Source organism: Vibrio sp. 1CM2L, assembly GCF_023161695.1.
Lineage (GTDB): Bacteria > Pseudomonadota > Gammaproteobacteria > Enterobacterales > Vibrionaceae > Vibrio > Vibrio coralliirubri.
In genome coordinates this window covers 979,877-1,006,618 of the sequence record NZ_JALNTT010000003.1, presented here as the reverse complement: position 1 = coordinate 1,006,618, position 26,742 = coordinate 979,877, and the positions used below count along the sequence as shown (strand labels likewise).

The following is a 26,742-nucleotide window of genomic DNA, read 5'->3' as shown; positions in this document are numbered from 1 at the left end:
TAAGGATATATAGTGCTGACTCTCTACAGTACAGAAGGGTGCCATCTATGTGAGATGGCATTCCAACTCACGGAACAGTTAAACATTAGCCATCACGTCAACGTTGTCGACATTGCATTTGATGATGAGCTCTTTTCCCGTTACGGGGTCACTATTCCGGTGCTCAAATTTGAAAGCTCTGACCTTTCTCAAAGCTCAGAGCTTAACTGGCCATTTGGCTTGTTAGAACTTAATGATTGGTTAAAGAAGAATGGCATTACTTACAATTCATAATGGGCAACTCGCGTTTGGCGATCACCCGTTATTAGATCGTGCAGACTTTGCACTGCAAGAAAACGAACGTGTGTGTTTAGTAGGGCGCAATGGCGCTGGTAAGTCTACATTGATGAAAATCCTGTCTGGGAACATCATCATGGACGACGGCAAGATGCAAATCACACAAGATGTGGTTGTATCTCGCCTTGAGCAAGATCCACCGCGTAATGAAGAAGGCACCGTTTATGATTACGTTGCTGGTGGCCTAGCGGAAATCGGCGAACAGTTGAAGATCTATCATGATCTTCTGGATCTCATTGGTACTGACCCTAGCGAAAAGAACCTAAATCGCCTTACTCGCGTTCAAGAGCAACTGGATCATGCGAACGCATGGCGCTTTGAAGATCGCGTAAGTAACGTAATGGCTGCGCTTAAACTCACTGCTGAAACAAAACTGACTGATTTGTCTGGTGGTTGGCAACGTAAAGCGGCACTTGCTCGTGCGCTTGTATGTGACCCAGACGTGCTTCTACTCGATGAACCGACTAACCACTTGGATGTTGCGACTATTGAATGGTTAGAAGGCTTCCTGAAAGACTTCCGTGGTTCAATCATCTTTATCTCGCATGACCGTGCTTTCATCAAATCGATGGCAACACGCATTGTTGATCTTGATCGTGGTAAGTTGAGCTCGTTCCCTGGCGATTACGAAAACTACCTATTAGATAAAGAAGAAGCGTTACGTGTCGAAGAGATGCAAAACGCTGAATTTGATAAGAAGCTTGCTCAAGAAGAAGTATGGATTCGTCAGGGCATTAAAGCTCGTAGAACTCGTAACGAAGGCCGCGTACGTGCGCTTAAGAAGCTACGTGAAGAGCGTTTGAACCGTCGTGAAGTGCAGGGCAAAGCGATTATCCAAATCGACGATGGTCAGCGTTCAGGCAAGATTGTATTTGAAGCTGAGAATCTTAACTTTGGCTTCGAAGGCAAAGAAATTGTTAAGGACTTCAGCTTCAACATCATGCGTGGTGATCGTATCGCTCTGATTGGTCCTAACGGTTGTGGTAAGAGTACGGTGCTTAAACTGCTTCTTGACCAACTTAAGCCTGATTCAGGTCGTCTGCATTGTGGTACTAAGCTTGAAGTCGCTTACTTCGACCAATACCGTGAAATCCTAGACCCTGAGAAGTCTGTAATTGATAACCTAGCGGATGGTAAGCAAGAAGTCACTGTAGGTGGTCGTGAGCGTCATGCACTTAGCTACTTACAAGATTTCTTATTCTCACCTAAACGTGCTCGTACTCCTGTTAAGGCACTGTCTGGTGGTGAGAAAAACCGTCTGTTATTAGCTCGTATCTTCCTTAAGTCGAACAACTTATTGATTCTCGATGAGCCAACCAACGATCTAGATATCGAAACTTTGGAACTTTTAGAAGATTTGCTTGCCAACTATCAGGGTACGCTTCTTTTAGTGAGCCACGATCGTCAGTTTGTTGATAACACGGTTATGACAAGTTGGATCTTCGAAGGTAACGGTGTGATTGAAGAATTTGTTGGTGGCTATCACGATGCTCAGCAGCAAAGAAAGCAAGCATTAGAGTACCGACAGGTTGAAAAGCCATCAAAGCCTGAGAAAGTAGTTGAGGAAACTCCCAAAACTGCGCCAGTTAAGGCTAAACCTAAGAAGTTATCGTATAAGCTACAACGAGAACTAGAAGCGCTACCAATGCGTTTAGAAGAATTGGAAACTCAAATTGAAACTCTTCAGGAAGAAGTCAACGATCCCAGCTTCTTTTCAAAATCTGTAGAGCAGACACAACCAGTATTAGATAAGCTATCTGCAGCAGAGCAGGAGCTTGAAGTTGCTTTTGAGCGCTGGGAAGAGCTCGAGGCACAACAACAGGAAAGTTAAGAAGTAATAATGACTTGTACTAAATTTAAATTAACTACAGTCGCAGCATTAGTTTTTGCTGCAACTAACGCGAATGCTGCGCTTTATACGATTGTTGAAGTGGACAGCCCTGTATCAGGTAATGAAGTGCATGGTGTTGCTATTGAGCCTGCAGCAATTCCTACGTTAGCACAAGGCCTTACAGCTACTTTAGGTTGTTTTGGTGGTGACAGTATTGATGGCAAGGCATGTTCATCTTACGTTCTAGCTGGTGAAACACGAAATACTCTAGAAGCGGTGAGTTATCGTGAAGAGGTGCCTTTCGCTATGGATGCTCCGTTTCAATACATTCAAGAGTTTGAAGACTTTGAAAACTATTGCTATCGAGAGCTAAGATATTCAACTTGTCAGAGCTGGGCAGAAAACCGTTGGAATGATACTTGGAGTAAGGAAAAAAATGACCTTACTTACGTTAATGCCAAAGCTTTTGTTGAAGATGGCGATATCTTTGAGAGCCGCAATACGGTCATTAACGCATTGGATGATGACGCCAAGCCATTGGGTGTTAAGTCTGACGGCAACATCCGTAATAATGCGATGTTCACGACGGAACCAAGCGGACCAGCAGGTACTTCTGAAACTCGAGCGTGGCGCGCAATCAAAGCAAGTAATGGCACCGTTTATAACGTAGGTAGTGTATCTACGGAAGGCCCTAACACTGATACCTCGGATACAACGTTTAGTTCAAAAGCGGCAATCTGGGATGGAACGAAAACTACAGAGATCGACTGGATTAGATCTGGAAGTGCTCAACAGGGCGATTATTTTGCTCAAGGTAGTATGCGTTCAATTGTTGAGTCGAATTCTATCTTTTATGGTGTAGGCTATAACACTGCTGATGGTAACGGCGATCTTCAAGATATGAATGCAAGTGTCTTTGTAAGTAGTCAGATCGACTTTACAACTAATGTTGATTTATCTGCAGTTACTTGGGACACGAAACCTATCAGCGGCGCTGAGGTTAAATCTGGGTCATCTAATGATGATGCTAGATACAGTAACTCTGTTGCAACTGACATTAATGATAACTTGTTTGCTGTGGGTTACTCTAAACGTAATGGTTATGTACCAGAGAACGGCAGTGCAGGTAACAAGATTTTTGTTGTTACTGATGCGACAAATCCAACAGCAACATATTTAACTGATGGTATTTTCTTTGGCGGTTCGAGCGGCGAAGCTAAAGCGGTCAATAACTTCAATGAGTTTGTTGGCCAGATTGATGCGGAAACGACTCGTGAAGTTGATGGTAGTGAGCGTAGACACAGGGGCTTTATCTATCCATACAATTTACCTTCTTCAATCGATGCTCGCCGTGTTGATATTTTTGGTGGTAAAGCATGGTGGTTAGATGATTTAACTAACGATGGTGATGCATCTAGTCACAATAACCAATTTAGAATTATTGACGCAACCGACATCAATGATGCAGGTGTGATTTCTGCAACGGCTATCAAATGTACCGTCGACGGTAAAGATAAGCCTTATGACACAACATCACACAACTCATACTGTGGTGGTGCTTCATCTAACGCAGTTGAAAAGGTTATAGCGGTTAAGCTAATCCCAATTAAGGGAGCAAGGTATGACACTGGCTCTGACGTTGATAGTATTGTAACTCGTAGCGCCGATACAGAGAAAGTAGATCGCCAAGGTGGTAGCCTAGGTTGGTTAACTTTGACTGTGCTTGGTCTGTTAGGGTTCCGCAGAAAATTTAAATAACGTTACCTCTTGAGCCCGAGTTCACAATTCTGAACTCGGGCTTTTTTTCGCCTTGAGAAAAGTGAAAATTTGATCGATTCTTAAAGTTGGAGTCACAAAAACTCCGCAAAGTTGTAATCATTGTATGTTAGTAAATGGAACACCCGTATGAGGACTGCACTATGAAGAGACAAAAGCGTGATCGACTAGAACGAGCACAATCCCAAGGTTACAAGGCTGGTTTAAATGGACGGTCGCAGGAAGCTTGCCCATATAGCCAAATGGATTCTCGGTCTTATTGGTTAGGTGGATGGCGTGACGCCAAAGATGATAAGCAATCAGGTCTCTATAAGTAGAATAGGGCACAAAGAATTAAAGGTCAGGGCTTCATTGTCAGTTGATTTCAACGGCTGGAGCCTTGTTAGTTTCAGAAGAGTGCCAAGATCCCCAGAGCTATAAAGTATTATAGTTTCGTTACCATAAGAGCGTCTTGCTGGTGGATTTAACCTATTTCACGCTTAGGTCTGAATACCTTGATGCACTATAACTAAATTTATTGAAATAAAAATAAAGCAGCCATAGGCTGCTTTATTAAAAATCTAACTAATAGATTAGAATGCTGACGTATCTTGGAAAAGGCCAACTTTCAGATCTTTAGCAACATAAATCTCTTTACCATCAACAAGTACGCGACCATCCGCAAGGCCCATCACTAGGCGACGGTTAACAACACGCTTCATGTGGATCTCATAAGTTACTTTTTTCGCTGTAGGTAGAATTTGACCAGTGAATTTCACTTCGCCAACACCTAGAGCACGACCTTTACCTTCGCCGCCAACCCAACCAAGGTAGAAGCCAACAAGCTGCCACATTGCGTCAAGACCTAGACAACCAGGCATTACTGGGTCACCCGGGAAGTGACAATCGAAGAACCATAGGTCAGGAGTAATATCCAGCTCAGCAAGAACTAAACCTTTACCGTAATCACCTTCAGTTTCAGACATCTTAGTGATGCGATCCATCATTAGCATGTTCGGTGCTGGTAGTTGAGGGCCTTGTGGCCATAGTTCGCCTTGGCTTGATGCTAGAAGCTCTTCGCGAGTGTAAGAATCACGTTTGTTTTGCATTATCAATTACTCCGATTTTTGATAGGTGCATATTAGTGAACAGGTGTACGCTAAACAAGTCCGATCAGTACTAGACAAACCAGTTTTTAATGCGTCCAACGATTCCAATAGGGTGCTCATGTCTTTCAAAGTTTTCAATACGTTCCGCGATCTTACTCAGAACGCTTTCTTGTTCATCGTCTCTAAATGGCTTGTTCATAATGAGAGGAATTGCTTCGTCTACATTAGACACAGACCAAATATGGAATTCTTCATTCTTAATGCTTTCAATAAGGTCAGGCTTTAGTGCAAGATGCCTTAAGTTCGATCTTGGAAGGATCACACCTTGTTCGCCTGTTAAGCCGTTGTGCTTACACACATGGTAGAAGCCTTCGATTTTCTCGTTTAGCCCGCCAACAGCTTGCACACGTCCAAATTGGTCAACTGCACCTGTAACCGCAATTTGTTGATTGATAGGGTATTCAGACAAAGCACTCACCAGAGAACAAAGCTCAGCAAGAGAAGCACTATCGCCGTCTACTTCGCAATACGATTGCTCAAACACAACAGAAGCAGCGTATGGCAACGGATCTTCAAGGTTTAATGCGCTGCTCACAAATGCTTGCATGATCATCATACCTTTAGCATGAAGATTACCACCCAACTCGGCTTTGCGCTCAACGTCGGCAATATCCCCATCACCAAAGTGAATAACGCAGGAAATTCGTGCAGGTTCACCATAAGAGATCGGGTGTCCTGGAACATCGATAACCGTCAGACCATTAACTTGACCAACTTGTTCGCCCTCGGTTTCGATAATGACTTGGCCATCTCGAATATCATCAAGGGCGCGTTCTGGTAGGTAAGATTCGCGGTTATATTTGTGCTGTTGAGCTTGTTGGATATGGTGAATATCAATCTCACCATTGTCGGCTTCAATCAGAGCTTCGTTCAATAATGCATTGTGCCAAATAGGGCATAATGGAATATAGCTTTGATCTTCCGTTTCTCTTGCTCCGGCAGTAAGAATGCCCGTCAACGCTTGTTGCGTGATGGTTGGCAATTCATAGCGTTGTTGAAGCCACTTAAGGTAACCAAGATATTGAGTCAAAGTCTCTTCAGAGAGCTTGATATCTTGTTCAATTTCGCTAAATAGGCAAAAGCCGGTTTGAATATCGCTGTCCAGGTAATCAAGGTCACCTAGTTGAGCTCTGTCTCCAACAACAATCAATTTAATGTTGTAAGTCAAAGGCAAAGTCGGGGATTGGTTCAAGTGCTCTGGATTGCTGCTGATTGGTTCTACGGCTTCACCAAGCAGTGCTGATTTAAGTAGTAACCAGCTTCCAGGGTTTGCCAAGATCAAGTTTGCTGAAACGATCAGATAGCCGTTGTTTGCTCTAGCCAGTAGGCCGGGCTTTGTCGCTACAACCTTACCGTCTTTTGACTGAACTTGGTCAAACAGAGAGACAGCATTTAAAGACTCAGTTTTTATAACCGGTAGAGTGTGATCATCTAATGCAGTGACTAGAGATTCAACAATCATTTGACGATAGATCGAATTGTCTGGAGCGTTTACAAGTAAAACACGCGAAAGGTTAGACAAACGGACAAAGCGGGTTAGCGCATCTTTGAATCTATGTTGAATATCTGAAAATGGGAAAGGCGAGATGTCAGGGAATTGCTCTAATTGAGCGCTATATTCGTCGTACTGAGGCGTAACATGTCGCCAATCTACTTGAGTCATTTAAGTTTCTGATTATGATAATGAGGTAGGGAGTATATAGAAAAACCGATCTCGCTTGTAGCTCTATGTTGTAGTTACTAATCACTAAGCTAATATAAGTATGATCTTGGTCTATTCTTTCAAGACAATAATTGTTAAATAGCCTATTTTGGGTTACGCTGTCACTAGGATTAACTCTCGAGATTAGACATGAAATATCAGCAACTTGAAAACTTGGAATGTGGTTGGAAATGGAACTATCTGGTCAAAAAATGGAAAGAAGGCGAGTCGATCACCTGCCACATTGATTCAAGTGAAGCTGACGTTGCTGTTAAAGCCTTATTGAAGCTTGAACACCAACCTACAGGTGTCCTTGAGTGGATATCTAACAACATGTCTCCTGAGATCGATAACAAGCTTAAACAAGCGATCAGAGCTAAGCGAAAACGCCACTTCAATGCTGAACAAGTTCATACAAAGAAAAAATCAATCGACCTTGATTACCGAGTATGGGAAAAGCTATCTCAACGCGCGAACGAGCTAGGCTGTACGCTCTCAGATGCTATCGAGTATTTGGTTAGCGAAGCGTCCCGTAGTGAACAGGCGAGCAAAACAGTAACCAGTCTCAAAGAAGACTTAAGCAAGCTTCTTTCTGACGATAAATAATCATCAACAGTAGTGGTGACATTATGATGTACGTGATCTTAATCGGTGCGGCGTTGGTCTTTTGGTTAGTTGCTGTTGATCGACCGGTATTAAAAATCAAATTTAGCGATGGGGCGATCGAACAAGTTAAAGGTCATCTTCCACCGAGCTTTAAGCACAACCTTCAAGAAATTGGTCACAACAACGCCTTTAAAGGTGAGTTAAAAGTGTATGCGAAACGCTCTGGCTACAATCTCAAGTTCACTAAAGATGTGCCTAAAAACGTACAACAACGTATTCGTAACGTGTTCCCGCATAATGGGTTTAAGTCTAAAGGCTCAAAGAAAGCGTAATCGTTTAGAGTTACGCGTGAGCTGGTCAATCCTCATACTAAGTTAATCCTTCATATTCTTTAAATCTCCGCATACTGTTCTCACCTTCAACAAAGAGAGAGCAGTATGAGATATCTAGTATTTCTATTGTGTTTTTTATCCCCAGTTACTTTTGCCGACGATGCATTGGTTAATCCCGTAGCTAAAAAAATCAAAGTCACCGTCATGAAAGGGCTCAACAAGAGCAATGTAGATTTCGATGGTTATTGCGATCTTATGATTGAGATGAAGCACTCTAAAGGTTACGCAAGAATCAAAAAGGTGAGAACGTCTGGTGATAGCAACGTTTGCAAGCAGGCCAAAAAGCACTTGCCGAAGACGAAAAGGTTCAAATACAGTTTTCCAGAAAAGTATATCCGGCTACATATCACGTACTAGCCGCTCCCAATGCACTATAACTAAATAGTCTTAATTTTATTGAAACAATTTCGTGAACCAATCTCTAATTTCTATTAATATTAGTTTTGTTATAAAGGCAGGATATGCCGATACAAGAGCATTTAGGGCAAAGGAAAGTCACGGTTGTTGTTAACAAATAAAAGTTACCCCCCTGAAGTGGTTGAGATCTCTAGGAAGGTCTCAATCAACGTTGAAGCTCGCTTTAATCGATGGTTAATCTCACCTGAATATAAGCTTGCACAATCTACAGTAGACACGTTACTAAGTTTAGAAAATAGGTATTGTGATAGCGTCATATTTGATGAGTCTGACCGTATATCTCATAACCAACGTATTCTACTGCGCTGTGAACAAGATAGAGTTAATGCTCATCGTGAGAAAGTCAACGCGAAGCAACAAACCTTACGATACGTTATTGATGATGTTAGCAATGCAGCTTCGGCTCTAATGCTTGAGAAGCTTCAAGGCACCTTAATCAGTTCGTTGTTTTCAGACTTACCCGATTACAATCAGTTCGCTAGTGTTGCGTATTCGCCATCTTTAAACTTTTCTAAACTCCATGAGATATCCGCGAAAAGCAGGCCATTGAGCTCTAGCCTAATCGAGTTTGTTTCCAATCAAGAGTTTGCAGATAAGTATGGAAAGAAATCTAAGGTAGTTCTTGATCCTAAAGTTGCAGCACGACAAATAGGAATAGAAAATTGTCGTTTATTGTTCCCATTGTTAATGAGTCAGCAGCTGATTAAGTGGAATGATGGCAACATTAAACACATCACACCTAAGGTTTGGCAACACTTGGTCGTGACGTCAAATGCGACTCGAATTCGACTTCAAGAAACGTCGGTTAAAGATCCTAACGTAGGCATTTTACTTGGCGTGTTGAGAGTTCTGCCTTTGTTTTTAATTTGTAACCACTTTTCTTCGACGTTTGAAGATGCATTAGTAAAAACGATGCTTGGTTATCGTGAAGCAAGTGACAAACATGACGAATATTATGCTTGTACTGAGGTGATGCCAAACACACAGTTTCTCGAATCCATGGTCGAGCAGCTAGAGCTTAAGCTACTAAAAAATCTCGTTGAATTTATAGATTGGAGCCCTGGAAACCAGTTCATTAAGAGGGCACTTCTAGAGGAAGTGAATGACATTCCAGTACTTGAGCGAACGGTTTATGGTGCAGCTTTGGCTCAAGGTAGAAAATATTCTGTTTTCGAGGCGTTAGATAATAGTGAACTATTTAACGTTAAGCACCGACCTTATTGGTTTTCAACTGTTCAAATGTCTATCGCGACGATTGAGCAGATGCAAGATAAAGTACTGGGAAAGCTTACGGTGAACATGTAATAAAAAGAGAGAGTCGCATTTATGTGGCTCTCTTTTTTGTTGCGCTGTAACTTTATGTGAATATCTGGTTTTGGCGCTAAACAGTAGGATTAGACTCTACTTAACTGACCACTTCGAAGGTAAACGACTCTTGCTTTGCTATTGCGTGTTTAACAGGAATACCAAGGCGCTGGCAAGTCATCAGAACTTTTAACTTCCTATCGGCAGGAGCATGCTCTGAGAGAATCACCGAGCTTAGGCACTCTCTATTAAGGTAGAGTTTATTTCCGATCATCTCGTCATCAGGTAATACCCAACGATATTCCTTTTCATAACGCCAATTAGAATGCTTAATTTTGAATATCTCAGCTCCCAGTCTTGCTGTTTGTAAACCACTTAGCGATTCCGGGCGGAACTTATTCGGTTCGTCTTCATACTGGACTTCAAAACAGTTGAGATTGGCCTCGCCGTTATAGCAGTTGAGATCATACTCGATACACATGCCTTTAAAGTTGTCACCATACTGCGACCATAGTAATGGGTGGTCGCTCGACTGAGAGAAACACATGATCTTAAAGTTTTGTTGAAGCTCTTTGTTGAATACGTGGTTAGATTCAAAAGGGTTATTAAAAGTTTTAGCGTAATCAAACCACAACGAACACTCGGAAATAGATTGTATGTTTCTGTCGTGGAGCGATCTGAACTTATAAAGTTTAGGCAACATATCAAACACCTAGTTTACAAAATTGCCTGATGTTAACACTTTAATTTATTTTTAAGGATTGAATGCATAGCATTTGATTGCTTAATCGCCAAATTTATTCATATAACTGTTTGATAGATCAAAATTTAAACACGAAATAGTAGCCTGTTAAAGTGGTTTATTTTGCATTAAGGCTAAGCTTTCAGGCTGCAGTTTTAAAGAAAGATACAACGTAACTTTACTTATGGTTGAATTGTCTTGAGTCTACGAGTGAATCAAGTTTAGAAGTGGTACCTTGCACCTAGGTAAGCGGTTTGGGGTGACACATCGATGGATTCAATTTCAACGTTTGCATAGCGGTAACCAATATGGATATCGATGTTGTCTGTTACCATCGCACCAAGCTCAGCACCAACTTGGTAGGCTGCTTCAGACTTAGAGTCTGATACTCCAAAAGCTTTCGCTTCTATATCCATAGAGCCAACGCCGGCTAATAAAGATACATACAGATCTAATACGTCACCTTCAACAATAAACTTTGGTTTAATGTTTACGAAGAAAGCATGGCCTTCAATATCCATTAAGTCGTTATAGCTAACTTTTCCGATTTTTCGGTACTCTGCCTCTAGTCCCAGTTTGACGACGTCATGTGTATTGAATTCGTAGCCTCCAACCAAGTTATAGCTAAAGTCAGATAGATCAGATGAATCTTCAATGGCGCTGCCACGATATTCTAATTCAGTTTCATTATAAAAGCCGATATCAACACCAGCATAAAAATGACCATGCTCTCTAGGTGAGTTTTCGTTTTCATTAGCAAGCGCCTGCGAGCTGATGCCAAAAAAAGCGGTGAATAGCGATAGGGCGATTGTACTGATTTTCATGTAAAGCCTTCTAATATAATAAGTTATTCAGTTCCAGAATATGTTAACAAACAAAAGATACTCTAACTAATTGAGAACTAGCCTAAACATCTGATTTTAAAGACTTGTTGGTAATAGAAGTGTCATTATCGCAGTTATGAGACAAGGTAATACAGTCCAAACAGAGGTAAATAGAATTTATGTTGCACTGTAACTTACTATTAGCCAAGTCGTTTAGAGAAGCTCGTTTTGGATGGCAACGTAGTTTGGTAACAATGACCGTTGGGCATCAGAAAATTCAAAGTTAGTGGTTTGAAAACGAGTACGGATGTTACTGATGACGTTGATAGTTGATTCCATTTGGTGAAGAACAAGCCAACATAGATAAACAAGACTAGATGATTCGGGAGTTCGCTTGGTCTTTTGGGACCGTTAAATCTAGCGAACAAGAGTAACCAAGTCTTTTCAGTCTATTGGTAGTACGGACAATAGACCGAGAGTTAGTGAAAGTGTTAATAATCTAGGTTCTTTCGGGAAACAAAATCAGCGTAATAGTTTTTAATACTCAACCAGCAGAGACTCTGGACTAACTTTGGAGAGGCATCCGTAATTAGAAGTCTTAATTAAGTTTGAGCAGACATGTGATAAAGCCATCACGATTTGATTGAATTAACGCGGAGTCAAAGCCATAAAGTAAATAGATTCATGCGGCACTGTACGTAAAATTCGTGAGTAATAAGGCTCGAAATCCCTCAGATTTCACGTATAACCACTGCGTATTATGTATATTATGTTAAATTGTATTTGGTATTTATAAGGGAGGTATCTTTATGTGATGCCCTGCCTCTTGTTTATCTATCAAATCGACGTTCTATTTAACAGTAAGGCTATTTACCATAAAATACCTAATAAACATATTTCCTAATCTTCGATTAAGAATACGTTTATTAGACTTCAAGCATTAATCGATCAATTGCTTCTGTGATCTCTTTGGTTCTTACTGGCTTGGTCACGAAATCATTCATACCAACATCTAAGCACGAGCATTTGTCTTGTACTGATGTGTGTGCTGTTAGCGCGACAATTGGTGTTTTGATGTTCGCGTCTCTCATGTATTTGGTTGTAGTTAATCCATCCATGACCGGCATCGACACATCCATTAAGATAATGTCTATCGAGTCATTGGCTCTTTCCACAAAGCCAATCGCTTCCTCACCGTTGCTTGCGATGAAAACTTCGTGGCCTTGTCGCGTTAGGATTAATTTGATCACCATTTGATTCGTTGGATTGTCTTCGACAACTAACACTGAATAACGGCTTCTTAACTCTCGTGAAGATTCATCTTCGTTGTTAGCCAGATTATTCGTAACTCGAGTAAGCACTGGTAGCTGTACTTCAAATTTGGAACCTTTTCCTGGTTCGCTCTCTACCGATATCCGCCCACGCATCAGCTCAACCAGTCTTTTAGTGATGGCCAAGCCTAAACCTGTGCCACCAAATCTACGTGTGATTGTGCTATCAGCTTGCACAAATGGACTGAACAGCGACGAAAGTTGTTGCGAGCTGATGCCAATCCCTGTGTCTTCCACCATTATATAGAAAGAGCTCTGCTGGTACTTGATAGAAACATGCACATGCCCATGCTCAGTAAACTTAATAGCATTACCAATCAGATTAAATAGGATCTGTGCTAACCGGCTTGGGTCGATGTAATGCAGTTCACCCTCAGGGATATCGCTGGTTACTGTTAGCGCCAAACCTTTATCGTCTGCTGTCTTCTTTTGCTCAGACAATACAAAAGTTACAGTGTCTCTTACGTTGCTCCATTGAGGAGCCAACGAGAAACATCCAGATTCAATCTTAGAAAAATCCAATACGTCACTGATAATTGCCAACAATAGCTCAGATGATGTGCTCATATTAAGCAGTATAGACTGTTGCTCTTCGTTCAGTGATGTGGATTTTAGGGTGTCTATCAAGCCAATAATGGCATTTAGCGGTGTTCTTAGTTCATGGCTCATCATTGCGAGGAATTCAGACTTGGCCTTGTTGGCTCTTTCTGCGTCTTTTCTTGCTGTGACAAGCTCTGCTGTACGCTCTCGAACGGTTGCTTCAAGCTTTTCTTTGTTCTCAATATCGAAAACAGCACGCTCTATCAACGGTCGGAAACGGTTTAGTGTGGCCTTGGTTTCAATACTAAAGTGCTTGGTATTTGAGTGGATAAAGATGATGACGGATTGTGTTAGTCCGCTATCTATACCTGTAATCAGAACGGAGTTAATTTGGTCGAGAACAATGGGATGCAGGGAGTTAAATTCCCCAAGAGACTTGGGTTCGAAAAGGATGGCGCATTCACCATTGATGACTCGCGATAGCTTGCCACAATCGCTCCAATTCATCTGTTCGAAGACTTTGTTATTGCTTAGCAGGGTTTTGAAACTGCCTTCGTTCCCTACCCTTGATACCACGATAAAGTCATCAAACTTAATGTATTTTTTGAGCACGAACTCAAGACTGGAGAATATCTCAGATATGTTACTCGCCTTACTGATCGCAGAGATGGTTGATAAGATCACCCTGTTCTCTTCAGCCAGTTTTCGCTCACGGGCTTTTAGTTTTTGCAGTTCAATACGTGCTTCTTGCAGCGCTTCTTGACCTTCAGAACCCATTACTTTTTCAACCTATAAAACGTTGCAGACGATACCATTAAATTCCCGTGTGCATTCTCACCACCAGAGAGCCTGCCTTGTTCACCAAACGTAAATGGACATATGTACGGAAGCCCATTAAGTGCTTGATTTATCTGGTCACAAACCTCATCCATATCTTGTTTAAGGTTCAACATTGGGCCTGCACAAAAGATATTGATCGCCCCTAGTTTCTCTTCAAGATCCATGTCGTTGTAGTATGAGGAGTGAATGATATTTGCGGCGCGGCTAATCAACTGCTGCTTAGACCCTTGCATCAAGTAGATGGTGTCACCTTCACTGATGTCTGTGAACAGCTCAATCCCATTACACTCTGTCTCTCTGATCGAATGAGACAATTTGAAATATGGGTAATTGTATGAAGAGCCGACTTTCCTGCCTAGTGGATAGACAGAAGATTTTTCGAATATATAGCCATCATCACTGCCACCTAAGTGGAAATTAGTCCATTCGTTGTAAACGGTGACGGCTGGCCTATGGTTTATCTCCAATAATATTCGGTTTCTTACTTTTGTCACGGTGCCTGAATAGCGCGTAGGTGTATGACCGGCGCTGAAAGAGGAATAGATGGACTGAGACGCAAACACTACCGTTAAAGACACACCATTTATAGACAGCGACTCTTCGGTGAAGATACTCCAGTTTCCTGAAACCTGATTGTCTGCAGCACTGCCACCAATAATTGGCACTTCAGTACCAAATTTCTTATCGATAGCCGCCATCACCTTTTCTTCGTTACCCGGTGTGGAATGCAACAAGATAAGATCAGGGATTTCACCTTCTCGGTTGGCGTTCTTGAGTGCTTTGTCTATCGCGTTGAAGGTACTGCGGCCTATGGAGTCGCTGAAATGTTCGATTCCCGTACCATAGGCGTTGATCCCCGAGTCATAAATAATAAGGACGCCAATGACTGGGCCAGAATGAAAACCAGTTTCGGTCATAATGCCGTGACAAGTAGTACAGCCATGTATGGGAGTGTTCGGGAGAGCATCTACGAAATATCTCTGCACAGCGAGTGTCGAATACTCTTCTGTGCAGTAGCAAATAAGACAAGCAATATCGTTAGGGTTTTCCACCCCGCTGAGCAACTCATCTACTGCGATTTTATCGTCTAAGGAGTAAGAGACTTTTGATAGAAATTTCATAGATTCTGGGTAACTTTATTAATGCTCTCTTTATAACACTTTAATGCATTGTGTTTCACTGATTTGGTACATATTTCTATCAAAAGACCCGAGGCGTGCCCCAGTTTTATCTCTGTTACTCTTTGGACAAGTTTACAGAAAACGTGCTCACCTGTTGTGGAAATGTAACCGTTATTGAGGAGGTCTTATCATTAGTTTGTAACAGCCAATTTGATGGCCCTTTTTCTTCCAGAATTCCGCTTTCATTATAGCTAATGATAAATTTGCCAGTTTTAGATGTTTCGATCGAATACCCTAGGTTATCGCCCGAAATTAAAACATTATGATTATCAATACCAAATTCACAAGGTTTTGAAACTATACAGTTTACTGTTTCGTTATTATCGTATGTTACTGTTCTCCAAGTAAATGCAGCTATTAAAATAACCAACATGACGATAATTTGAACAAGCCTGCCTTTTGTTAGCTTTTGTGCCGCCATTATAATCTTTACTCCTTGTTACAAAGTTCAAAGTTTTTAAATAAAAATCCAATTCCAGACCAAGCGTAAGGTTACTACTCTGTCATTGATTTGTTAATTCAAGTATAGTGTCGCGTTGAAAATGCCACTTTTTTTTAAAATCAGCAAGTGGAAATAAAGCCCTGAATAGGCTGAATTTCCTTTTCTAATTTGGGTGGCATTACGACGTGAGTCGTGTTGGAAGTAAAGTGTAGTAAATAAGAAATTGGAAGCATGCAAATGAGCCAAGAAAAGCAGCTTGAACAAAACTACAACTATACGGTCGTCCGTCAATTTACCCTAGTTACAATTTTGTGGGGTATTGTCGGTATGGGCGTTGGTGTTTTGATTGCCGCTCAATTAGTTTGGCCACAGCTAAACTTTGATACGCCGTGGTTGACGTACAGTCGTTTACGTCCCCTGCATACTAATGCGGTTATTTTTGCGTTCGGTACAAGTGCGCTGTTTGCAACATCATATTATGTTGTACAACGTACCTGTCAGACGCGTCTCTTTGGTGGCCCTCTCGTAGCCTTTACCTTTTGGGGTTGGCAAGCGATTATCCTGTCCGCTGCAATTACTTTACCGTTAGGTTTAACCTCTGGTAAAGAATACGCAGAACTTGAATGGCCAATCGATATTGCTATTACTCTTGTGTGGGTAGCTTATGCGGTCGTGTTCTTCGGAACCATGATTAAACGTAAGACATCGCACATTTACGTAGCAAACTGGTTCTTCGGAGCCTTCATCATCACGGTTGCCGTGTTGCACATCGTTAACAGCCTAGCTGTTCCTGTCTCCGCGTTTAAATCGTACTCGATTTATTCCGGTGCGATCGATGCAATGGTGCAATGGTGGTACGGACATAATGCGGTAGGCTTCCTATTGACAGCTGGTTTCCTAGGTATGATGTACTACTTCGTTCCTAAACAAGCTGGTCGCCCTGTTTACTCTTACCGTTTGTCGATTGTTCACTTCTGGGCTCTCGTGTCTCTGTATATCTGGGCTGGTCCTCACCACCTACACTACACTGCACTTCCTGACTGGACTCAATCTCTAGGTATGGTTATGTCTTTGGTTCTGTTTGCTCCATCTTGGGGTGGCATGATCAACGGTATTATGACTCTATCTGGTGCGTGGCATAAGCTTCGCTACGACCCAATCCTACGTTTCCTAATCGTTTCTCTATCATTCTACGGCATGTCGACTTTCGAAGGCCCAATGATGGCAATCAAAACGGTTAACGCACTATCTCACTACACGGACTGGACTATCGGTCACGTTCACTCTGGTGCGTTAGGTTGGGTTGCAATGGTTTCTATCGGTTCGGTTTACCACTTAGTTCCTAAACTATTTGGTCAAGAGCGTATGTACTCTGTATCTCTAATCAATGTTCACTTCTGGTTGGCAACGATTGGTACGGTTTTCTACATTGTTGCAATGTGGATCTCTGGAGTGATGCAAGGTCTGATGTGGCGTGCTGTTAACTCTGACGGTACATTAACTTACAGCTTCGTTGAATCTGTAGAAGCGTCTTACCCGTTCTACTTTGTACGTTTCTTAGGTGGTTTCATCTTCCTATCTGGTATGTTCTTAATGGCATACAACACGTACAAAACTGTTTCTGCACCTAAAGATAGCCTTAAAGCTATCCCTCAACCGGCTTAAGGAGATTTAGAATGAGCTCAAATTCAAATAATCGCCATGAGTTGGTAGAGAAGAACGTTGGCCTACTAGCGATTCTGATCGTTATTGCTATCAGTTTTGGTGCTTTAGTAGAAATTACCCCACTTATTTTCCAAAAGCAGACTACTGAACCTGTAGAAAATCTACGTGTTTACTCTGCTCTGGAAATGGAAGGTCGTGATATCTACATTCGCGAAGGTTGTAACGTATGTCACAGCCAAATGATTCGTCCTTTCCGCTCTGAAACTGAACGTTACGGTCACTACTCTGTAGCTGGCGAAAGTGTTTGGGAACACCCATTCCTATGGGGTTCTAAGCGTACTGGTCCTGATCTAGCGCGTGTTGGTGATCGTTACTCTGATGAGTGGCACCGTGTTCACCTTATCGACCCTCGTGAACTTGTTCCTGAATCAAACATGCCTGGTTTCCCATGGCTTGCTGAGAATGTACTTGATGGCAAATTGACTAAACAGAAGCTTGAAATCTTCCGTAATCAATTTGGTGTTCCTTACACAGACGAACAAATTGCTAACGCTAAACAAGATGTTGAAGGAAAAACAGAGATGGATGCAATCATCGCTTACCTTCAATCGCTTGGCCACGCAATGAAATAAGGAATAATTATGGACATTATTACATTTCAAAGTGTTTGGACTGTTACTGTTTTTGCTTGTTTCATCGGCATCGTTTGGTGGGCTTTCGGTAAAAATCGTAAGTCGCGCTTCGACGAAGATGCAAACCTAGTGTTCGCTGATGAAGCACCTGCGAAAGATAAAAATCAAGGAGTGACGAAGTAATGAGTACATTCTGGAGTATTTGGGTAACAGTAATCACAATCGGCACGTTGATTGGCTGTGCAGCCTTACTTCGTTGGTGTTCCAACGATAAAACAGGTGTAGAAGAAGGTCAGGATATGGGCCATGAATACGATGGTATTCGTGAGCTTAATAACCCGCTACCTAAATGGTGGACATACCTTTTCGTTAGCACAATTGTGTTTGCAGCTGTTTATCTAGCTCTATACCCAGGCCTTGGCAACTTTAAAGGTCTACTAGGTTGGACGAGTTCAAACCAAACAGTTCGTAGCGTAGAAGAGTCTCGCTCTGCAATCGCTGCTGCGCAAGCAAACAAACAGTTAGACGCATACGCAAAAGAGCTTGATGATGCAGACACCTACTTTGGTGAAGCATTCAGAAAGCTAGCTCACGACGAAAATGGTCTACGTTCTGTCCCTGACATTGCATCAGATGCTGATGCAATCAAAGTGGGCCAACGTTTGTTCCTACAAAACTGTTCTCAGTGTCACGGCTCTGATGCACGTGGTCAGAAAGGTTTCCCGAACCTAACTGATGATGCATGGCTATATGGTGGTGAACCACAAGCTATCGTTACTACCATTATGCATGGTCGTGTCGGTCAAATGCCAGGTTGGAAAGACGCTCTTGGCGAAGAAGGCGTAAAAGAAGTAGTTAGCTACACGCTTAGCCTTTCTGGTCGTAGCGTAAACGCACGTGAAGCTGAGGCTGGTAAAGCTCGCTTTGTAGTGTGTGCAGCGTGTCACGGTACTGATGGTAAGGGTAACCCTGCTGTTGGCGCACCTGACTTGACTGACCGTGACTGGCTATTCGGCGATTCTCGCGCTGATGTGACGGAAACAGTCATGTACGGACGTTCTGGTGTAATGCCGGCTTGGAAGGACATCCTCGGTGAGGATAAGGTTCAGCTCGTCTCTGCCTATGTCTGGAGCCTCAGCAACTCAGATAAAGAGTAACATAATAATAACAGCCCCTTCTTAAGGGGCTGTCTTTCTTTTACAGTTATAACCTTAAGTGTTTGTAAAAATTAGTTTTATTTCATTGTATATATTGAGAATAATAATATGGAACAACCTTGGTATAAGCAGTTTTGGCCGTGGTTTTTGATCTTCCTAACCGTTGGCGTTTCTATGCTAACATTGGTTCGAGTCGCGATACTTACCAACCATTCAGTTAACGTTGTCACTGAAGATTACTATAAAAAAGGTAAAGGTATTAATGTCGACATTTCAAAAGTAAATGTTGCTAAAGAGCTTGGCCTATCAGCTTCAGTTAGCGAGAAAGGTAACTCCGTTATCATTACCCTAGACAAAGGCAAGCTAGACCACTTCCCTGCTATTAGCGCAATGTTCGTGCACCGAACGCTGCCTGACCGTGATTTTACTCAGCTACTGACCGCTGATGCGAGAGGCAACTACACGTTGACTCTGGACCATGAAATGCAAGGTCCATGGTTTATCGAGCTTTCTCCGCATGATTCTGAATGGTTAGTGCAAGGTCGCATGAACTTCCCTATTGATACTCCTACTCAACTAACGAACTAAAGCTTATGTGTGAATCCTGTTATCACTGCGGTGAAGATGTACCAGCGGAAACGGATTTTAAAGTAGAAATCTTAGGATCGGTGCGACCTATGTGTTGTCCGGGTTGCGAAACCGTAGCCCAGACAATCGTTGATAGCGGTTTGGTCTCTTACTACCAATATCGTACCGCTCCAGCTGAAAAAGCGGATCTCGTGCCAGAGCAACTTCTGGCACTCAGTCATTACGACAACGAAGATGTTCAATTGGAGTTCGTCCGTAACTCTGAAAATACCTCTGAAGTGACATTGTCACTAGAAGGTGTCTCTTGTGCTGCTTGTGCATGGCTTATTGAGAAGCAAGTCTCTTCAAAGTTAGGGGTTGTTAGTATTCGTGTTAATACCACGACTAACCGCGCCCTGCTTAGTTGGGACAACACTCAGACTAAACTGAGCGAGCTGTTGTCTGCAATCCATACCCTAGGTTACAAAGCCGCACCATTCGAGGCTGATCAACAAGAAGCCGCCTATCATCGTTCGATGAAGAATTATCTCTATCGTCTTGGTATTGCTGGTTTAGCAACCATGCAGGTCATGATGCTGGCTGTGGCGCTTTATCTTGAAGTCTTTGGTAACCTTGAGCCCGAATTCAAAAGCTACTTCCGTTGGGTGAGCTTAATCTTCGCAACACCAGTTCTGCTCTACTCTGCATTGCCTTTCTATATCAATGCGTGGCGTAGCCTCAAAGGTCGAACATTGGGTATGGATGTACCTGTGTCGATTGCTCTGTTGTTTGCCTATGTTGCAAGTTTGGTCGCAACGGTGACAGAGAAAGGTGAAGTATTCTTCGAATCTATTTCGATGTTTACCTTCTTCCTGCTGCTTGGTCGTTTCTTAGAGATGAGAGCGCGTCGTAAAGCGGCGGCAGCGAGTGGTAATCTGCTTAAGCTCGTTCCTGCAATGGCGACAACGTTAGATGGCGACCAAGTTCCAGTGAAAACCCTTAAAGTAGGCGATCAGATTCGCGTACTACCGGGTGAGCATATTCCTGCGGACGGTAAAGTACTTTCTGGTCGAGTTCACATTGATGAATCCATGCTGACTGGCGAATCTATCCATGTAGTCAAAAACGAAGGTGATACCGTCTTTGCTGGCACATTGAATGGTGATGAATCGTTTGAATTGGAAGTGATGACGTCAAAAGCGGATTCGGTGATTTCCAATATCGTTCGCCTGCAAGACGAAGCACAACTGTCTAAACCTCGCATCGCAGAAATTGCTGATGTTGTGGCTCGATACTTTGTTGCGGTGATCTTAATCATTTCGTTCGGTACTTGGTTCTACTGGCACCAAACACGACCAGAAGACGCTTTCTGGATCATGCTTTCGGTATTGGTAGCAACGTGTCCTTGTGCTCTGTCACTTGCAACACCGACGGCGATTACTTGCTCAACGTCTCGCATGGGTAACTTCGGTATTTTGCTGCGCAAAGGCCATGTATTCGAAACCTTGTGCAAAGTAAATCACTTGATCATCGATAAAACAGGTACATTGACTGAGGGTGATATTCGTATCAGCCAAGTTGAAACCTTCGCTGAACTTGATAAAGACACTTGTCTCAAAGTAGCGGCGAGCCTGGAACAACACGCTAACCACCCTATCGCTAAAGCGTTCAAGACTCATCTTTCTGATGAGATCGAAGTAGAGTCTGTCAATAACGTGATTGGTTCAGGCATCACTGGTGAGTGGAATGGGCAAGAAGTTGCGATTGGTAGTAGTGAATTCATTCTAGGTGAAGCTCAACCATCGGAAAGTAACGGCATTTACTTGTCGATGGCGGGTCGTCATATCGCGACATTTACTTATGAAGATCCAATCCGTAAAGAAAGCATTGAGTTTATTAAGCAATTTAAAGAAGCGGGAATCAAAACGACTCTGCTGACTGGCGACTCTTTGATCAATGCGAAGCCTGTTGCTGAAGAGATCGGTATTACTGATATTGTTGCTAACGCGAAACCTGAAGATAAACTTGCTTACCTGAACTCTCGAGATGCAAGTGATATTACCATGATGGTTGGCGATGGTATTAACGATGCGCCTATTCTTGCAGGGGCTCACCTTTCTGTTGCGATGGGCGGTGGTACAGATGTAGCTAAAGCATCGGCTGATATGGTTTTGTTGGGCGACAAGCTTGATAGATTACTTAAGTCGCGTACATTGGCGCTAAAAACGCGTAAGATAATCCGCGAAAACCTAGCATGGTCATTGGGTTACAACCTACTCATCCTTCCATTGGCTGTTGCGGGTTTGGTTGCTCCATACATTGCCGTTGTGGGCATGTCTGCCAGCTCTATTATTGTTGTGTCTAACTCGTTAAGGCTTTTAAAAGAGCAAGGTAAATAATGGAAAGTTTATACATCCTGATCCCCATTGCGATTGTACTGGTGTGCATCGCTGTTGGTATTTTTCTATGGGCGGTGAAGAGCGAACAGTTTGAAGACCTAGAACGTCAAGGTCACAACATTCTGTTTGATGAAGATGAAAAGGCTCACAACCATTCTGATAGTAAACCTGCCAAGAATGAGAAAGCTAACGGCGAAAGCCAAACTAACGTAGACAAAAAGAACGATGACGCCTGATTGGATCGGAGCCTTTGTTGTTGGATTGATCGGCGCAGGCCACTGCATGGGAATGTGTGGTGGTATTGCGTCGCTTCTTTCGATTGGCAACAGTAAACCTTCCCCTGTTATTCCCCTACTTTATAACCTAGGCCGTTTGCTGAGCTATGCCATGATTGGCGGTGTGATTGGCGGTGCAATTTCTTCTATAGGTCAGCTAAGCGATTTTAACGCTCTGCTGGGTTGGCTGCGATTATTGGCTGCTGGCTTTATGATCGTTTTAGGGTTGTATATCGGTAAATGGTGGTTCGGCTTGTTGTTCTTTGAAAAAGTAGGACAGAAGCTATGGCGCTATATCTCTCCTTTAGGTAAATCATTTCTACCATTGAAGCACCCTAGCCACGCTTTGCCGTTTGGCTTTATTTGGGGTTGGCTACCATGTGGCTTAGTTTACTCAATGCTTACGTGGGCGGCCGTATCAGGAAGTTGGTACAACGGAGCCGGTATCATGCTTGCTTTCGGTTTAGGTACGCTACCAGCAATGCTCACAGTGGGTATGGGCGCTAATTTCCTCAAAAAACTGCAACAAGCTGACTTATTTCGCCAATTAGGCGCAATTTTAATCCTCCTTTACGGTTTCTATACCGGATATATGGCATTGCAGCTCATTATTTATACCGTATAGGTAATCTTTAAATCCGGTTTTTTTACTACCCAACTGGATAAAGGAATGCTAAAATATTGACGTATATCAAATAGTGAAAGATTGTTATGATTTCTGAAAAGCCTGTGACGAAACGTGTTCAGTCTGGTGGCTGTGCGATCCATTGCCAGGATTGTAGTATTAGCCAGCTCTGTATTCCGTTTACTTTGAATGAATCTGAACTCGATCAACTTGATCAGATCATTGAGAGAAAAAAGCCTATTCAAAAAGGCCAAGAGTTATTTAAAGCCGGTGACGAGCTTAAATCTCTATATGCTATTCGCTCTGGAACGATCAAGAGCTACACGATTACCGAGCAAGGTGATGAGCAGATTACTGCATTCCACCTAGCGGGCGATCTTGTTGGCTTCGATGCGATTACTGGTGACCAACACCCTAGTTTCGCACAAGCGCTAGAAACTTCTATGGTATGTGAAATCCCATATGAAATTCTTGATGACCTATCAGGAAAAATGCCTAAATTGCGTCAGCAAATTATGCGCCTGATGAGTAACGAGATTAAAGGTGACCAAGAAATGATTCTGCTTCTTTCTAAGAAGAACGCGGAAGAGCGTCTTGCTGCATTCCTTTACAACCTTTCTACTCGCTTCTCTCAACGTGGCTTCAGCCCGCGTGAGTTCCGCCTAACGATGACTCGTGGCGATATTGGTAACTACCTTGGTTTGACTGTTGAAACAATAAGCCGCCTTCTAGGTCGTTTCCAAAAAGCAGACATCTTGAGCGTTAAAGGCAAATATATCACTATCGAAGATCACGATGCGTTGATGGAACTTGCTGGCGTTTCAAAAGAATAGTCTAGATATCAATGATGTAGTTCAATAATGAGCTACATCATGTTTCTCTCTTAAAACCTCTTATATTTCTCTTAATCTCTCCATAACTACGCTACATTATTTATATGTTCGGTCTGAAAAGTAGGCTTAGTTATGAGTATCTATAACAAAATTTTAGTTGTCGCAGACATTAATCACGATGAGCAACCTGCTCTAGTTCGTGCTATCCAACTTGCTAAGAAAAGCACCTCAACAAGCCACATCACTTTCTTTTTGTCGATATACGACTTCTCGTATGAAATGACATCTATGCTCTCTATCGATGAAAGAGACGCAATGCGCAAAGGCGTCATTCATCAACGCGAAATTTGGATGAATAAAGTCGCAGAACCTTACCTAGATGATTCTATTGAATTTAATGTACAAGTGGTTTGGCATAACCGCCCGTACGAAGCGATCATTGCTGAGGTATATAGTGGCGAGCACGATATCTTAATCAAAGGTACGCGTAAGCACGATACTTTGGAATCGGTCATCTTCACTCCAACCGATTGGCATCTTTTGAGAAAGTGCCCTAGCCCAGTGCTATTGGTTAAAAACGATTTCTGGCCAGATCACGCGAAGATTTTTGCTTCCGTTCACGTTGGCTCTGAAACAGAAGCTCATTTAGAGCTTAACGACACGATGGTCGACAGATTATTAGAGATCACGGGGCGTTTGGATGCTGAACCGTTCTTAGTGAATGCCTACCCTGTGACACCTGCGAATATTACCATTGAACTGCCAGAGTTTGATCCAACGTCTTATACCGATGCAGTTCGTGGTCATCACTTAACAGCAATGAAAGCATTGCGCCAGAAGCATGGTATGTGTGAAGAACAAACTGTGGTTGAGCAAGGCTTGCCTGAAGATGTTATTCCTCGCGTCGCTTCTGAAAATAACGCTGCGATGGTGATTCTGGGTACAACAGGTCGTACTGGCTTGTCTGCTGTGTTTATTGGTAATACCGCGGAACATGTTATCGACAAGATTAACTGTGACGTGTTGGCTCTTAAACCGTCTGGTTACGTGAGCCCACTAGACCCTAACCTTTCGAAAGGTTGAGTCGGCGACAAGTTTAACTTATAAAAAAACGCCTCAAGCATTGCTTGAGGCGTTTCTGTTTGTCTAGAGCAATGCCATTCCAAACACAGAATGGCTAGCTGCATCTTTATCCACTCAAATGGCTAAACGTTCGTCACGTCGATGAACATTGACTCATCAATGTTTGAAGATGAAATTTCAGCTTCTTCGAATTCGTAAGCTTTGCGGTCTTCACTACGGTCTAGTGGAAGGTTCACGAAGTCAAACAGTTCGCGGTCAGCCAGTTGGCTTGGGCTTACGTTCTGGATTGACTTGAAGATCTTCTCAACACGACCTGGCGTTTTCTTATCCCAATCAATTAGCATCGCTTTAATGTTCTGACGCTGTAGATTCTCTTGAGAGCCACATAGGTTACAAGGAATGATTGGGAACTCTTTGTGTTCAGCGTATTTGATTAGGTCCGTTTCACGACAGTAAGTCAGTGGACGAATAACAACGTTACGACCATCATCTGAACGAAGCTTTGGTGGCATAGCCTTTAAGCGCGCACCGTGGAACATGTTTAGGAACATGGTCTCAACGATGTCGTCTAAGTGGTGACCTAGTGCGATCTTAGTTGCACCAATCTTCTCTGCGAATGAGTACAAAGTACCACGACGAAGACGAGAACATAGGCCACACGTTGTTTTGCCTTCTGGCACTTTCTCTTTAACCACTGAATACGTGTCTTTATCTACGATGTAGTAAGGAATGTTCAGCGTTTCAAAGTACTCAGGAAGAATGTGTTCAGGGAACCCTGGTTGTTTTTGATCTAGGTTTACTGCCACAACATCAAATTTGATCGGTGCTGCTTCACGTAAACGTAGCAAAATGTCTAGCATCGCAAATGAATCTTTACCGCCACTAATACATGCCATTACTACGTCATTCTCTTCGATCATGTTGTAGTCGATGATGGCATTTCCAACATTTCTTCTCAGACGTTTCTGAAGTTTGTTGAATTCAAGTGTTTCTTTTCTATTATCGTTTTGGTTCATTGCGACTCTCACACCGTCGTATTACCGACTGTAGATTGCTAGTGGGACTGTTTTAGGGCGTGGATTATACGGATTTTTATTTGATGTTGAAATAGTAACGGCAGGATAAACAAGCTGAGTAATAGAAAGATTCTTCTTTTATTGTTCGATAAGCCCCTAAACGGTTTGAGAGACGCGGCTTCACAAGCTCTCGGTTGGTATCGCAGTTAAAGAAAAGCAGCCTGCTCTAATTCGATGAGGCTGCTTTAAGATATGTCTTAAAAGCTTAGGGGAATGATTCCGCTAACAATTACTTCATTAACAATGATTCCGTTAAAAATTATTGCGCGGGAATGTACGGCAATACGCGAACTGTTGGTTCTGGTAACGTGATGCTGTCACTTCCATTCAGTTCTTCTAAGGTGAATTTCGCTCGCCCTTCTTTGATTGGTAGTTGCTTACCATTTGAAAGCTCGATGTTACCTTCCAGCTTATTAGCGAACTCTAGCGTTAGCCCTTGGATATCTGGCGTGAACCAACCAGAGAACATGCCGCTGACGTCTTCAAGCATCGCCTGCATCTGTGGCAATAGGTTTTCTATCTGTGCAACTTCAACCGTGCCAACTAAAGGCTCTTGAGTCATCACAACTAAAGAATACGCACATTCCTGTTCTTGAGTTTGTACAAAGATAAGAGGGTTTGCTGAGCGTAGGTTTTGATCTACCGGTAGAAGCAGTTCATTGGCCGGAGAGACTTTTAGCTCTTCGTAGTGCTCTTCTTTTTCCATCCAAGCTTTGCTGATGTGACAGGTTTGCTGAGCTTGTTGATCAACAAAGAAGACCGCAACTTTGACATCATCATGCCCTTCTTTGGTGTTGTTTTTCAGCTGAGTATAAAGCTTAGAATACGTGAACATGTATTCTTGCGCTGAAGCAGGAAGAGAAACCCCAAGGCTTAATGAGGCTAATAAAGCGAGTGCTGTCTTTTTCATTATTATAATCTTGTCGAAGTTGAGCGTTTATAAATAGAAAGAGCAGCCAATGAGCTGCTCTTTTTGTGATATTAATTGGTACAAGCCGACTATCGAAGGCAACCAAG

Annotated in this window: 27 protein-coding genes; 18 read left to right on the top strand and 9 right to left on the bottom strand. The window is 42.6% G+C overall.

Translation table 11 applies throughout. The features are described 5' to 3' along the window. The first annotated feature begins 12 nt into the window (after window positions 1–12). The 4 genes from MSG34_RS14720 to rmf all read left to right on the top strand — a co-directional run bounded on the left by MSG34_RS14720 (window position 13) and on the right by rmf (window position 4,260). Window positions 13–273 (top strand): glutaredoxin family protein, encoded by a 261-nt coding sequence (locus MSG34_RS14720; RefSeq protein ID WP_019823251.1) that lies wholly within the window; start codon window positions 13–15, stop codon window positions 271–273. Then, window positions 251–2,167, top strand: a complete 1,917-nt coding sequence (locus MSG34_RS14715) for an ABC transporter ATP-binding protein (RefSeq protein ID WP_248338130.1) — start codon at window positions 251–253, stop codon at window positions 2,165–2,167. The genes MSG34_RS14720 and MSG34_RS14715 overlap by 23 nt, the downstream gene beginning before the upstream one ends. Before the next feature lie 9 nt (window positions 2,168–2,176). Then, window positions 2,177–3,925, top strand: coding sequence for a DUF3466 family protein (locus MSG34_RS14710; RefSeq protein WP_248338127.1), 1,749 nt, complete (start codon window positions 2,177–2,179; stop codon window positions 3,923–3,925). Window positions 3,926–4,086: 161 nt separating this feature from the next. Further along, window positions 4,087–4,260, top strand: coding sequence for a ribosome modulation factor (gene rmf / locus MSG34_RS14705; RefSeq protein ID WP_017059676.1), 174 nt, complete (start codon window positions 4,087–4,089; stop codon window positions 4,258–4,260). A gap of 255 nt (window positions 4,261–4,515) precedes the next feature. On the opposite strand, the gene fabA is transcribed toward rmf, so the two are convergent. Together fabA and MSG34_RS14695 are read right to left on the bottom strand one after the other, a co-directional pair. Beyond that, complete coding sequence (fabA, locus tag MSG34_RS14700; protein WP_017059675.1) at window positions 4,516–5,031, bottom strand: bifunctional 3-hydroxydecanoyl-ACP dehydratase/trans-2-decenoyl-ACP isomerase; 516 nt, start codon at window positions 5,029–5,031, stop codon at window positions 4,516–4,518. A 70-nt stretch (window positions 5,032–5,101) separates the two neighbouring features. After that, entirely contained in the window at window positions 5,102–6,754 is a 1,653-nt protein-coding gene (locus tag MSG34_RS14695; protein WP_048615970.1) for a Lon protease family protein, read from the bottom strand. Between the two features lie 189 nt (window positions 6,755–6,943). Between MSG34_RS14695 and matP the strand changes: the two genes are divergently transcribed. The 4 genes from matP (at window position 6,944) to MSG34_RS14675 (ending at window position 9,513) form a co-directional block, all read left to right on the top strand. Next, window positions 6,944–7,399 carry a macrodomain Ter protein MatP gene (gene matP / locus MSG34_RS14690; protein WP_248338124.1) on the top strand — a complete coding sequence of 152 codons (456 nt, stop codon included), beginning with the start codon at window positions 6,944–6,946 and terminating at the stop codon, window positions 7,397–7,399. Between the two features lie 23 nt (window positions 7,400–7,422). Continuing rightward, window positions 7,423–7,731, top strand: a complete 309-nt coding sequence (locus MSG34_RS14685) for a DUF3634 family protein (protein WP_048612126.1) — start codon at window positions 7,423–7,425, stop codon at window positions 7,729–7,731. 105 nt (window positions 7,732–7,836) lie between these two features. Continuing rightward, a complete protein-coding gene (locus tag MSG34_RS14680; protein WP_052878452.1) occupies window positions 7,837–8,148 on the top strand; it encodes a hypothetical protein in 312 nt (103 codons plus the stop codon). A 144-nt stretch (window positions 8,149–8,292) separates the two neighbouring features. After that, window positions 8,293–9,513, top strand: coding sequence for a hypothetical protein (locus MSG34_RS14675; RefSeq protein ID WP_050647330.1), 1,221 nt, complete (start codon window positions 8,293–8,295; stop codon window positions 9,511–9,513). A 100-nt stretch (window positions 9,514–9,613) separates the two neighbouring features. Here MSG34_RS14675 and MSG34_RS14670 read toward each other — a convergent pair whose 3' ends face one another. From MSG34_RS14670 to MSG34_RS14650, 5 genes are all read right to left on the bottom strand, one after another. Further along, window positions 9,614–10,216: a DUF2971 domain-containing protein gene (locus tag MSG34_RS14670; protein WP_248338120.1), complete on the bottom strand. Its 603-nt coding sequence runs from the start codon at window positions 10,214–10,216 to the stop codon at window positions 9,614–9,616. Between the two features lie 260 nt (window positions 10,217–10,476). Continuing rightward, complete coding sequence (locus tag MSG34_RS14665; RefSeq protein ID WP_248338117.1) at window positions 10,477–11,079, bottom strand: porin family protein; 603 nt, start codon at window positions 11,077–11,079, stop codon at window positions 10,477–10,479. A gap of 926 nt (window positions 11,080–12,005) precedes the next feature. After that, a complete protein-coding gene (locus tag MSG34_RS14660; RefSeq protein WP_248338114.1) occupies window positions 12,006–13,727 on the bottom strand; it encodes an ATP-binding protein in 1,722 nt (573 codons plus the stop codon). Further along, window positions 13,727–14,911: an FIST N-terminal domain-containing protein gene (locus MSG34_RS14655; protein ID WP_248338112.1), complete on the bottom strand. Its 1,185-nt coding sequence runs from the start codon at window positions 14,909–14,911 to the stop codon at window positions 13,727–13,729. Before MSG34_RS14655 ends, MSG34_RS14660 begins: the two co-directional genes overlap by 1 nt. A 115-nt stretch (window positions 14,912–15,026) precedes the next feature. Continuing rightward, window positions 15,027–15,392 carry a hypothetical protein gene (locus MSG34_RS14650; protein ID WP_048610975.1) on the bottom strand — a complete coding sequence of 122 codons (366 nt, stop codon included), beginning with the start codon at window positions 15,390–15,392 and terminating at the stop codon, window positions 15,027–15,029. A 252-nt stretch (window positions 15,393–15,644) separates the two neighbouring features. On the opposite strand from MSG34_RS14650, the gene ccoN reads away from it, so the two are divergent. From ccoN to uspE, 10 genes are all read left to right on the top strand, one after another. Continuing rightward, window positions 15,645–17,078: a cytochrome-c oxidase, cbb3-type subunit I gene (ccoN, locus tag MSG34_RS14645; RefSeq protein ID WP_009846707.1), complete on the top strand. Its 1,434-nt coding sequence runs from the start codon at window positions 15,645–15,647 to the stop codon at window positions 17,076–17,078. Window positions 17,079–17,089: 11 nt separating this feature from the next. After that, complete coding sequence (ccoO, locus tag MSG34_RS14640; protein ID WP_017059643.1) at window positions 17,090–17,710, top strand: cytochrome-c oxidase, cbb3-type subunit II; 621 nt, start codon at window positions 17,090–17,092, stop codon at window positions 17,708–17,710. Window positions 17,711–17,719: 9 nt separating this feature from the next. Then, window positions 17,720–17,893, top strand: coding sequence for a CcoQ/FixQ family Cbb3-type cytochrome c oxidase assembly chaperone (locus MSG34_RS14635; protein ID WP_004733679.1), 174 nt, complete (start codon window positions 17,720–17,722; stop codon window positions 17,891–17,893). Continuing rightward, window positions 17,893–18,867, top strand: coding sequence for a cytochrome-c oxidase, cbb3-type subunit III (gene ccoP, locus MSG34_RS14630; protein WP_017063857.1), 975 nt, complete (start codon window positions 17,893–17,895; stop codon window positions 18,865–18,867). Before MSG34_RS14635 ends, ccoP begins: the two co-directional genes overlap by 1 nt. Before the next feature lie 108 nt (window positions 18,868–18,975). After that, window positions 18,976–19,455 (top strand): FixH family protein, encoded by a 480-nt coding sequence (locus MSG34_RS14625; RefSeq protein WP_017059641.1) that lies wholly within the window; start codon window positions 18,976–18,978, stop codon window positions 19,453–19,455. A 5-nt stretch (window positions 19,456–19,460) separates the two neighbouring features. Continuing rightward, complete coding sequence (locus MSG34_RS14620; protein ID WP_248338110.1) at window positions 19,461–21,833, top strand: heavy metal translocating P-type ATPase metal-binding domain-containing protein; 2,373 nt, start codon at window positions 19,461–19,463, stop codon at window positions 21,831–21,833. Then, a complete protein-coding gene (gene ccoS, locus MSG34_RS14615; protein WP_048615953.1) occupies window positions 21,833–22,069 on the top strand; it encodes a cbb3-type cytochrome oxidase assembly protein CcoS in 237 nt (78 codons plus the stop codon). Before MSG34_RS14620 ends, ccoS begins: the two co-directional genes overlap by 1 nt. Then, entirely contained in the window at window positions 22,059–22,733 is a 675-nt protein-coding gene (locus tag MSG34_RS14610; RefSeq protein ID WP_248338108.1) for a sulfite exporter TauE/SafE family protein, read from the top strand. Before ccoS ends, MSG34_RS14610 begins: the two co-directional genes overlap by 11 nt. A gap of 86 nt (window positions 22,734–22,819) precedes the next feature. Beyond that, complete coding sequence (locus MSG34_RS14605; protein WP_017059637.1) at window positions 22,820–23,566, top strand: FNR family transcription factor; 747 nt, start codon at window positions 22,820–22,822, stop codon at window positions 23,564–23,566. Between the two features lie 132 nt (window positions 23,567–23,698). Next, window positions 23,699–24,649, top strand: a complete 951-nt coding sequence (uspE, locus tag MSG34_RS14600; protein ID WP_017070547.1) for a universal stress protein UspE — start codon at window positions 23,699–23,701, stop codon at window positions 24,647–24,649. Window positions 24,650–24,771: 122 nt separating this feature from the next. Here uspE and ttcA read toward each other — a convergent pair whose 3' ends face one another. Together ttcA and MSG34_RS14590 are read right to left on the bottom strand one after the other, a co-directional pair. Next, complete coding sequence (gene ttcA, locus MSG34_RS14595; RefSeq protein WP_017059635.1) at window positions 24,772–25,665, bottom strand: tRNA 2-thiocytidine(32) synthetase TtcA; 894 nt, start codon at window positions 25,663–25,665, stop codon at window positions 24,772–24,774. A gap of 319 nt (window positions 25,666–25,984) precedes the next feature. Then, window positions 25,985–26,635: a DUF2987 domain-containing protein gene (locus tag MSG34_RS14590; RefSeq protein WP_061038987.1), complete on the bottom strand. Its 651-nt coding sequence runs from the start codon at window positions 26,633–26,635 to the stop codon at window positions 25,985–25,987. Between the last annotated feature and the right edge of the window lie 107 nt (window positions 26,636–26,742).

What these genes read in the sequence shown, in the direction of transcription:
- MSG34_RS14715 (WP_248338130.1), top strand. Translation starts at nt 251, where the DNA reads ATGGCATTACTTACAATTCATAATGGGCAACTCGCGTTTGGCGATCAC.
- MSG34_RS14710 (WP_248338127.1), top strand. Translation starts at nt 2,177, where the DNA reads ATGACTTGTACTAAATTTAAATTAACTACAGTCGCAGCATTAGTTTTT.
- rmf (WP_017059676.1), top strand. Translation starts at nt 4,087, where the DNA reads ATGAAGAGACAAAAGCGTGATCGACTAGAACGAGCACAATCCCAAGGT.
- fabA (WP_017059675.1), bottom strand. Translation starts at nt 5,031, where the DNA reads ATGCAAAACAAACGTGATTCTTACACTCGCGAAGAGCTTCTAGCATCA.
- MSG34_RS14695 (WP_048615970.1), bottom strand. Translation starts at nt 6,754, where the DNA reads ATGACTCAAGTAGATTGGCGACATGTTACGCCTCAGTACGACGAATAT.
- matP (WP_248338124.1), top strand. Translation starts at nt 6,944, where the DNA reads ATGAAATATCAGCAACTTGAAAACTTGGAATGTGGTTGGAAATGGAAC.
- MSG34_RS14685 (WP_048612126.1), top strand. Translation starts at nt 7,423, where the DNA reads ATGATGTACGTGATCTTAATCGGTGCGGCGTTGGTCTTTTGGTTAGTT.
- MSG34_RS14680 (WP_052878452.1), top strand. Translation starts at nt 7,837, where the DNA reads ATGAGATATCTAGTATTTCTATTGTGTTTTTTATCCCCAGTTACTTTT.
- MSG34_RS14670 (WP_248338120.1), bottom strand. Translation starts at nt 10,216, where the DNA reads ATGTTGCCTAAACTTTATAAGTTCAGATCGCTCCACGACAGAAACATA.
- MSG34_RS14665 (WP_248338117.1), bottom strand. Translation starts at nt 11,079, where the DNA reads ATGAAAATCAGTACAATCGCCCTATCGCTATTCACCGCTTTTTTTGGC.
- MSG34_RS14660 (WP_248338114.1), bottom strand. Translation starts at nt 13,727, where the DNA reads ATGGGTTCTGAAGGTCAAGAAGCGCTGCAAGAAGCACGTATTGAACTG.
- MSG34_RS14655 (WP_248338112.1), bottom strand. Translation starts at nt 14,911, where the DNA reads ATGAAATTTCTATCAAAAGTCTCTTACTCCTTAGACGATAAAATCGCA.
- MSG34_RS14650 (WP_048610975.1), bottom strand. Translation starts at nt 15,392, where the DNA reads ATGGCGGCACAAAAGCTAACAAAAGGCAGGCTTGTTCAAATTATCGTC.
- ccoN (WP_009846707.1), top strand. Translation starts at nt 15,645, where the DNA reads ATGCAAATGAGCCAAGAAAAGCAGCTTGAACAAAACTACAACTATACG.
- ccoO (WP_017059643.1), top strand. Translation starts at nt 17,090, where the DNA reads ATGAGCTCAAATTCAAATAATCGCCATGAGTTGGTAGAGAAGAACGTT.
- MSG34_RS14635 (WP_004733679.1), top strand. Translation starts at nt 17,720, where the DNA reads ATGGACATTATTACATTTCAAAGTGTTTGGACTGTTACTGTTTTTGCT.
- ccoP (WP_017063857.1), top strand. Translation starts at nt 17,893, where the DNA reads ATGAGTACATTCTGGAGTATTTGGGTAACAGTAATCACAATCGGCACG.
- MSG34_RS14625 (WP_017059641.1), top strand. Translation starts at nt 18,976, where the DNA reads ATGGAACAACCTTGGTATAAGCAGTTTTGGCCGTGGTTTTTGATCTTC.
- MSG34_RS14620 (WP_248338110.1), top strand. Translation starts at nt 19,461, where the DNA reads ATGTGTGAATCCTGTTATCACTGCGGTGAAGATGTACCAGCGGAAACG.
- ccoS (WP_048615953.1), top strand. Translation starts at nt 21,833, where the DNA reads ATGGAAAGTTTATACATCCTGATCCCCATTGCGATTGTACTGGTGTGC.
- MSG34_RS14610 (WP_248338108.1), top strand. Translation starts at nt 22,059, where the DNA reads ATGACGCCTGATTGGATCGGAGCCTTTGTTGTTGGATTGATCGGCGCA.
- MSG34_RS14605 (WP_017059637.1), top strand. Translation starts at nt 22,820, where the DNA reads ATGATTTCTGAAAAGCCTGTGACGAAACGTGTTCAGTCTGGTGGCTGT.
- uspE (WP_017070547.1), top strand. Translation starts at nt 23,699, where the DNA reads ATGAGTATCTATAACAAAATTTTAGTTGTCGCAGACATTAATCACGAT.
- ttcA (WP_017059635.1), bottom strand. Translation starts at nt 25,665, where the DNA reads ATGAACCAAAACGATAATAGAAAAGAAACACTTGAATTCAACAAACTT.
- MSG34_RS14590 (WP_061038987.1), bottom strand. Translation starts at nt 26,635, where the DNA reads ATGAAAAAGACAGCACTCGCTTTATTAGCCTCATTAAGCCTTGGGGTT.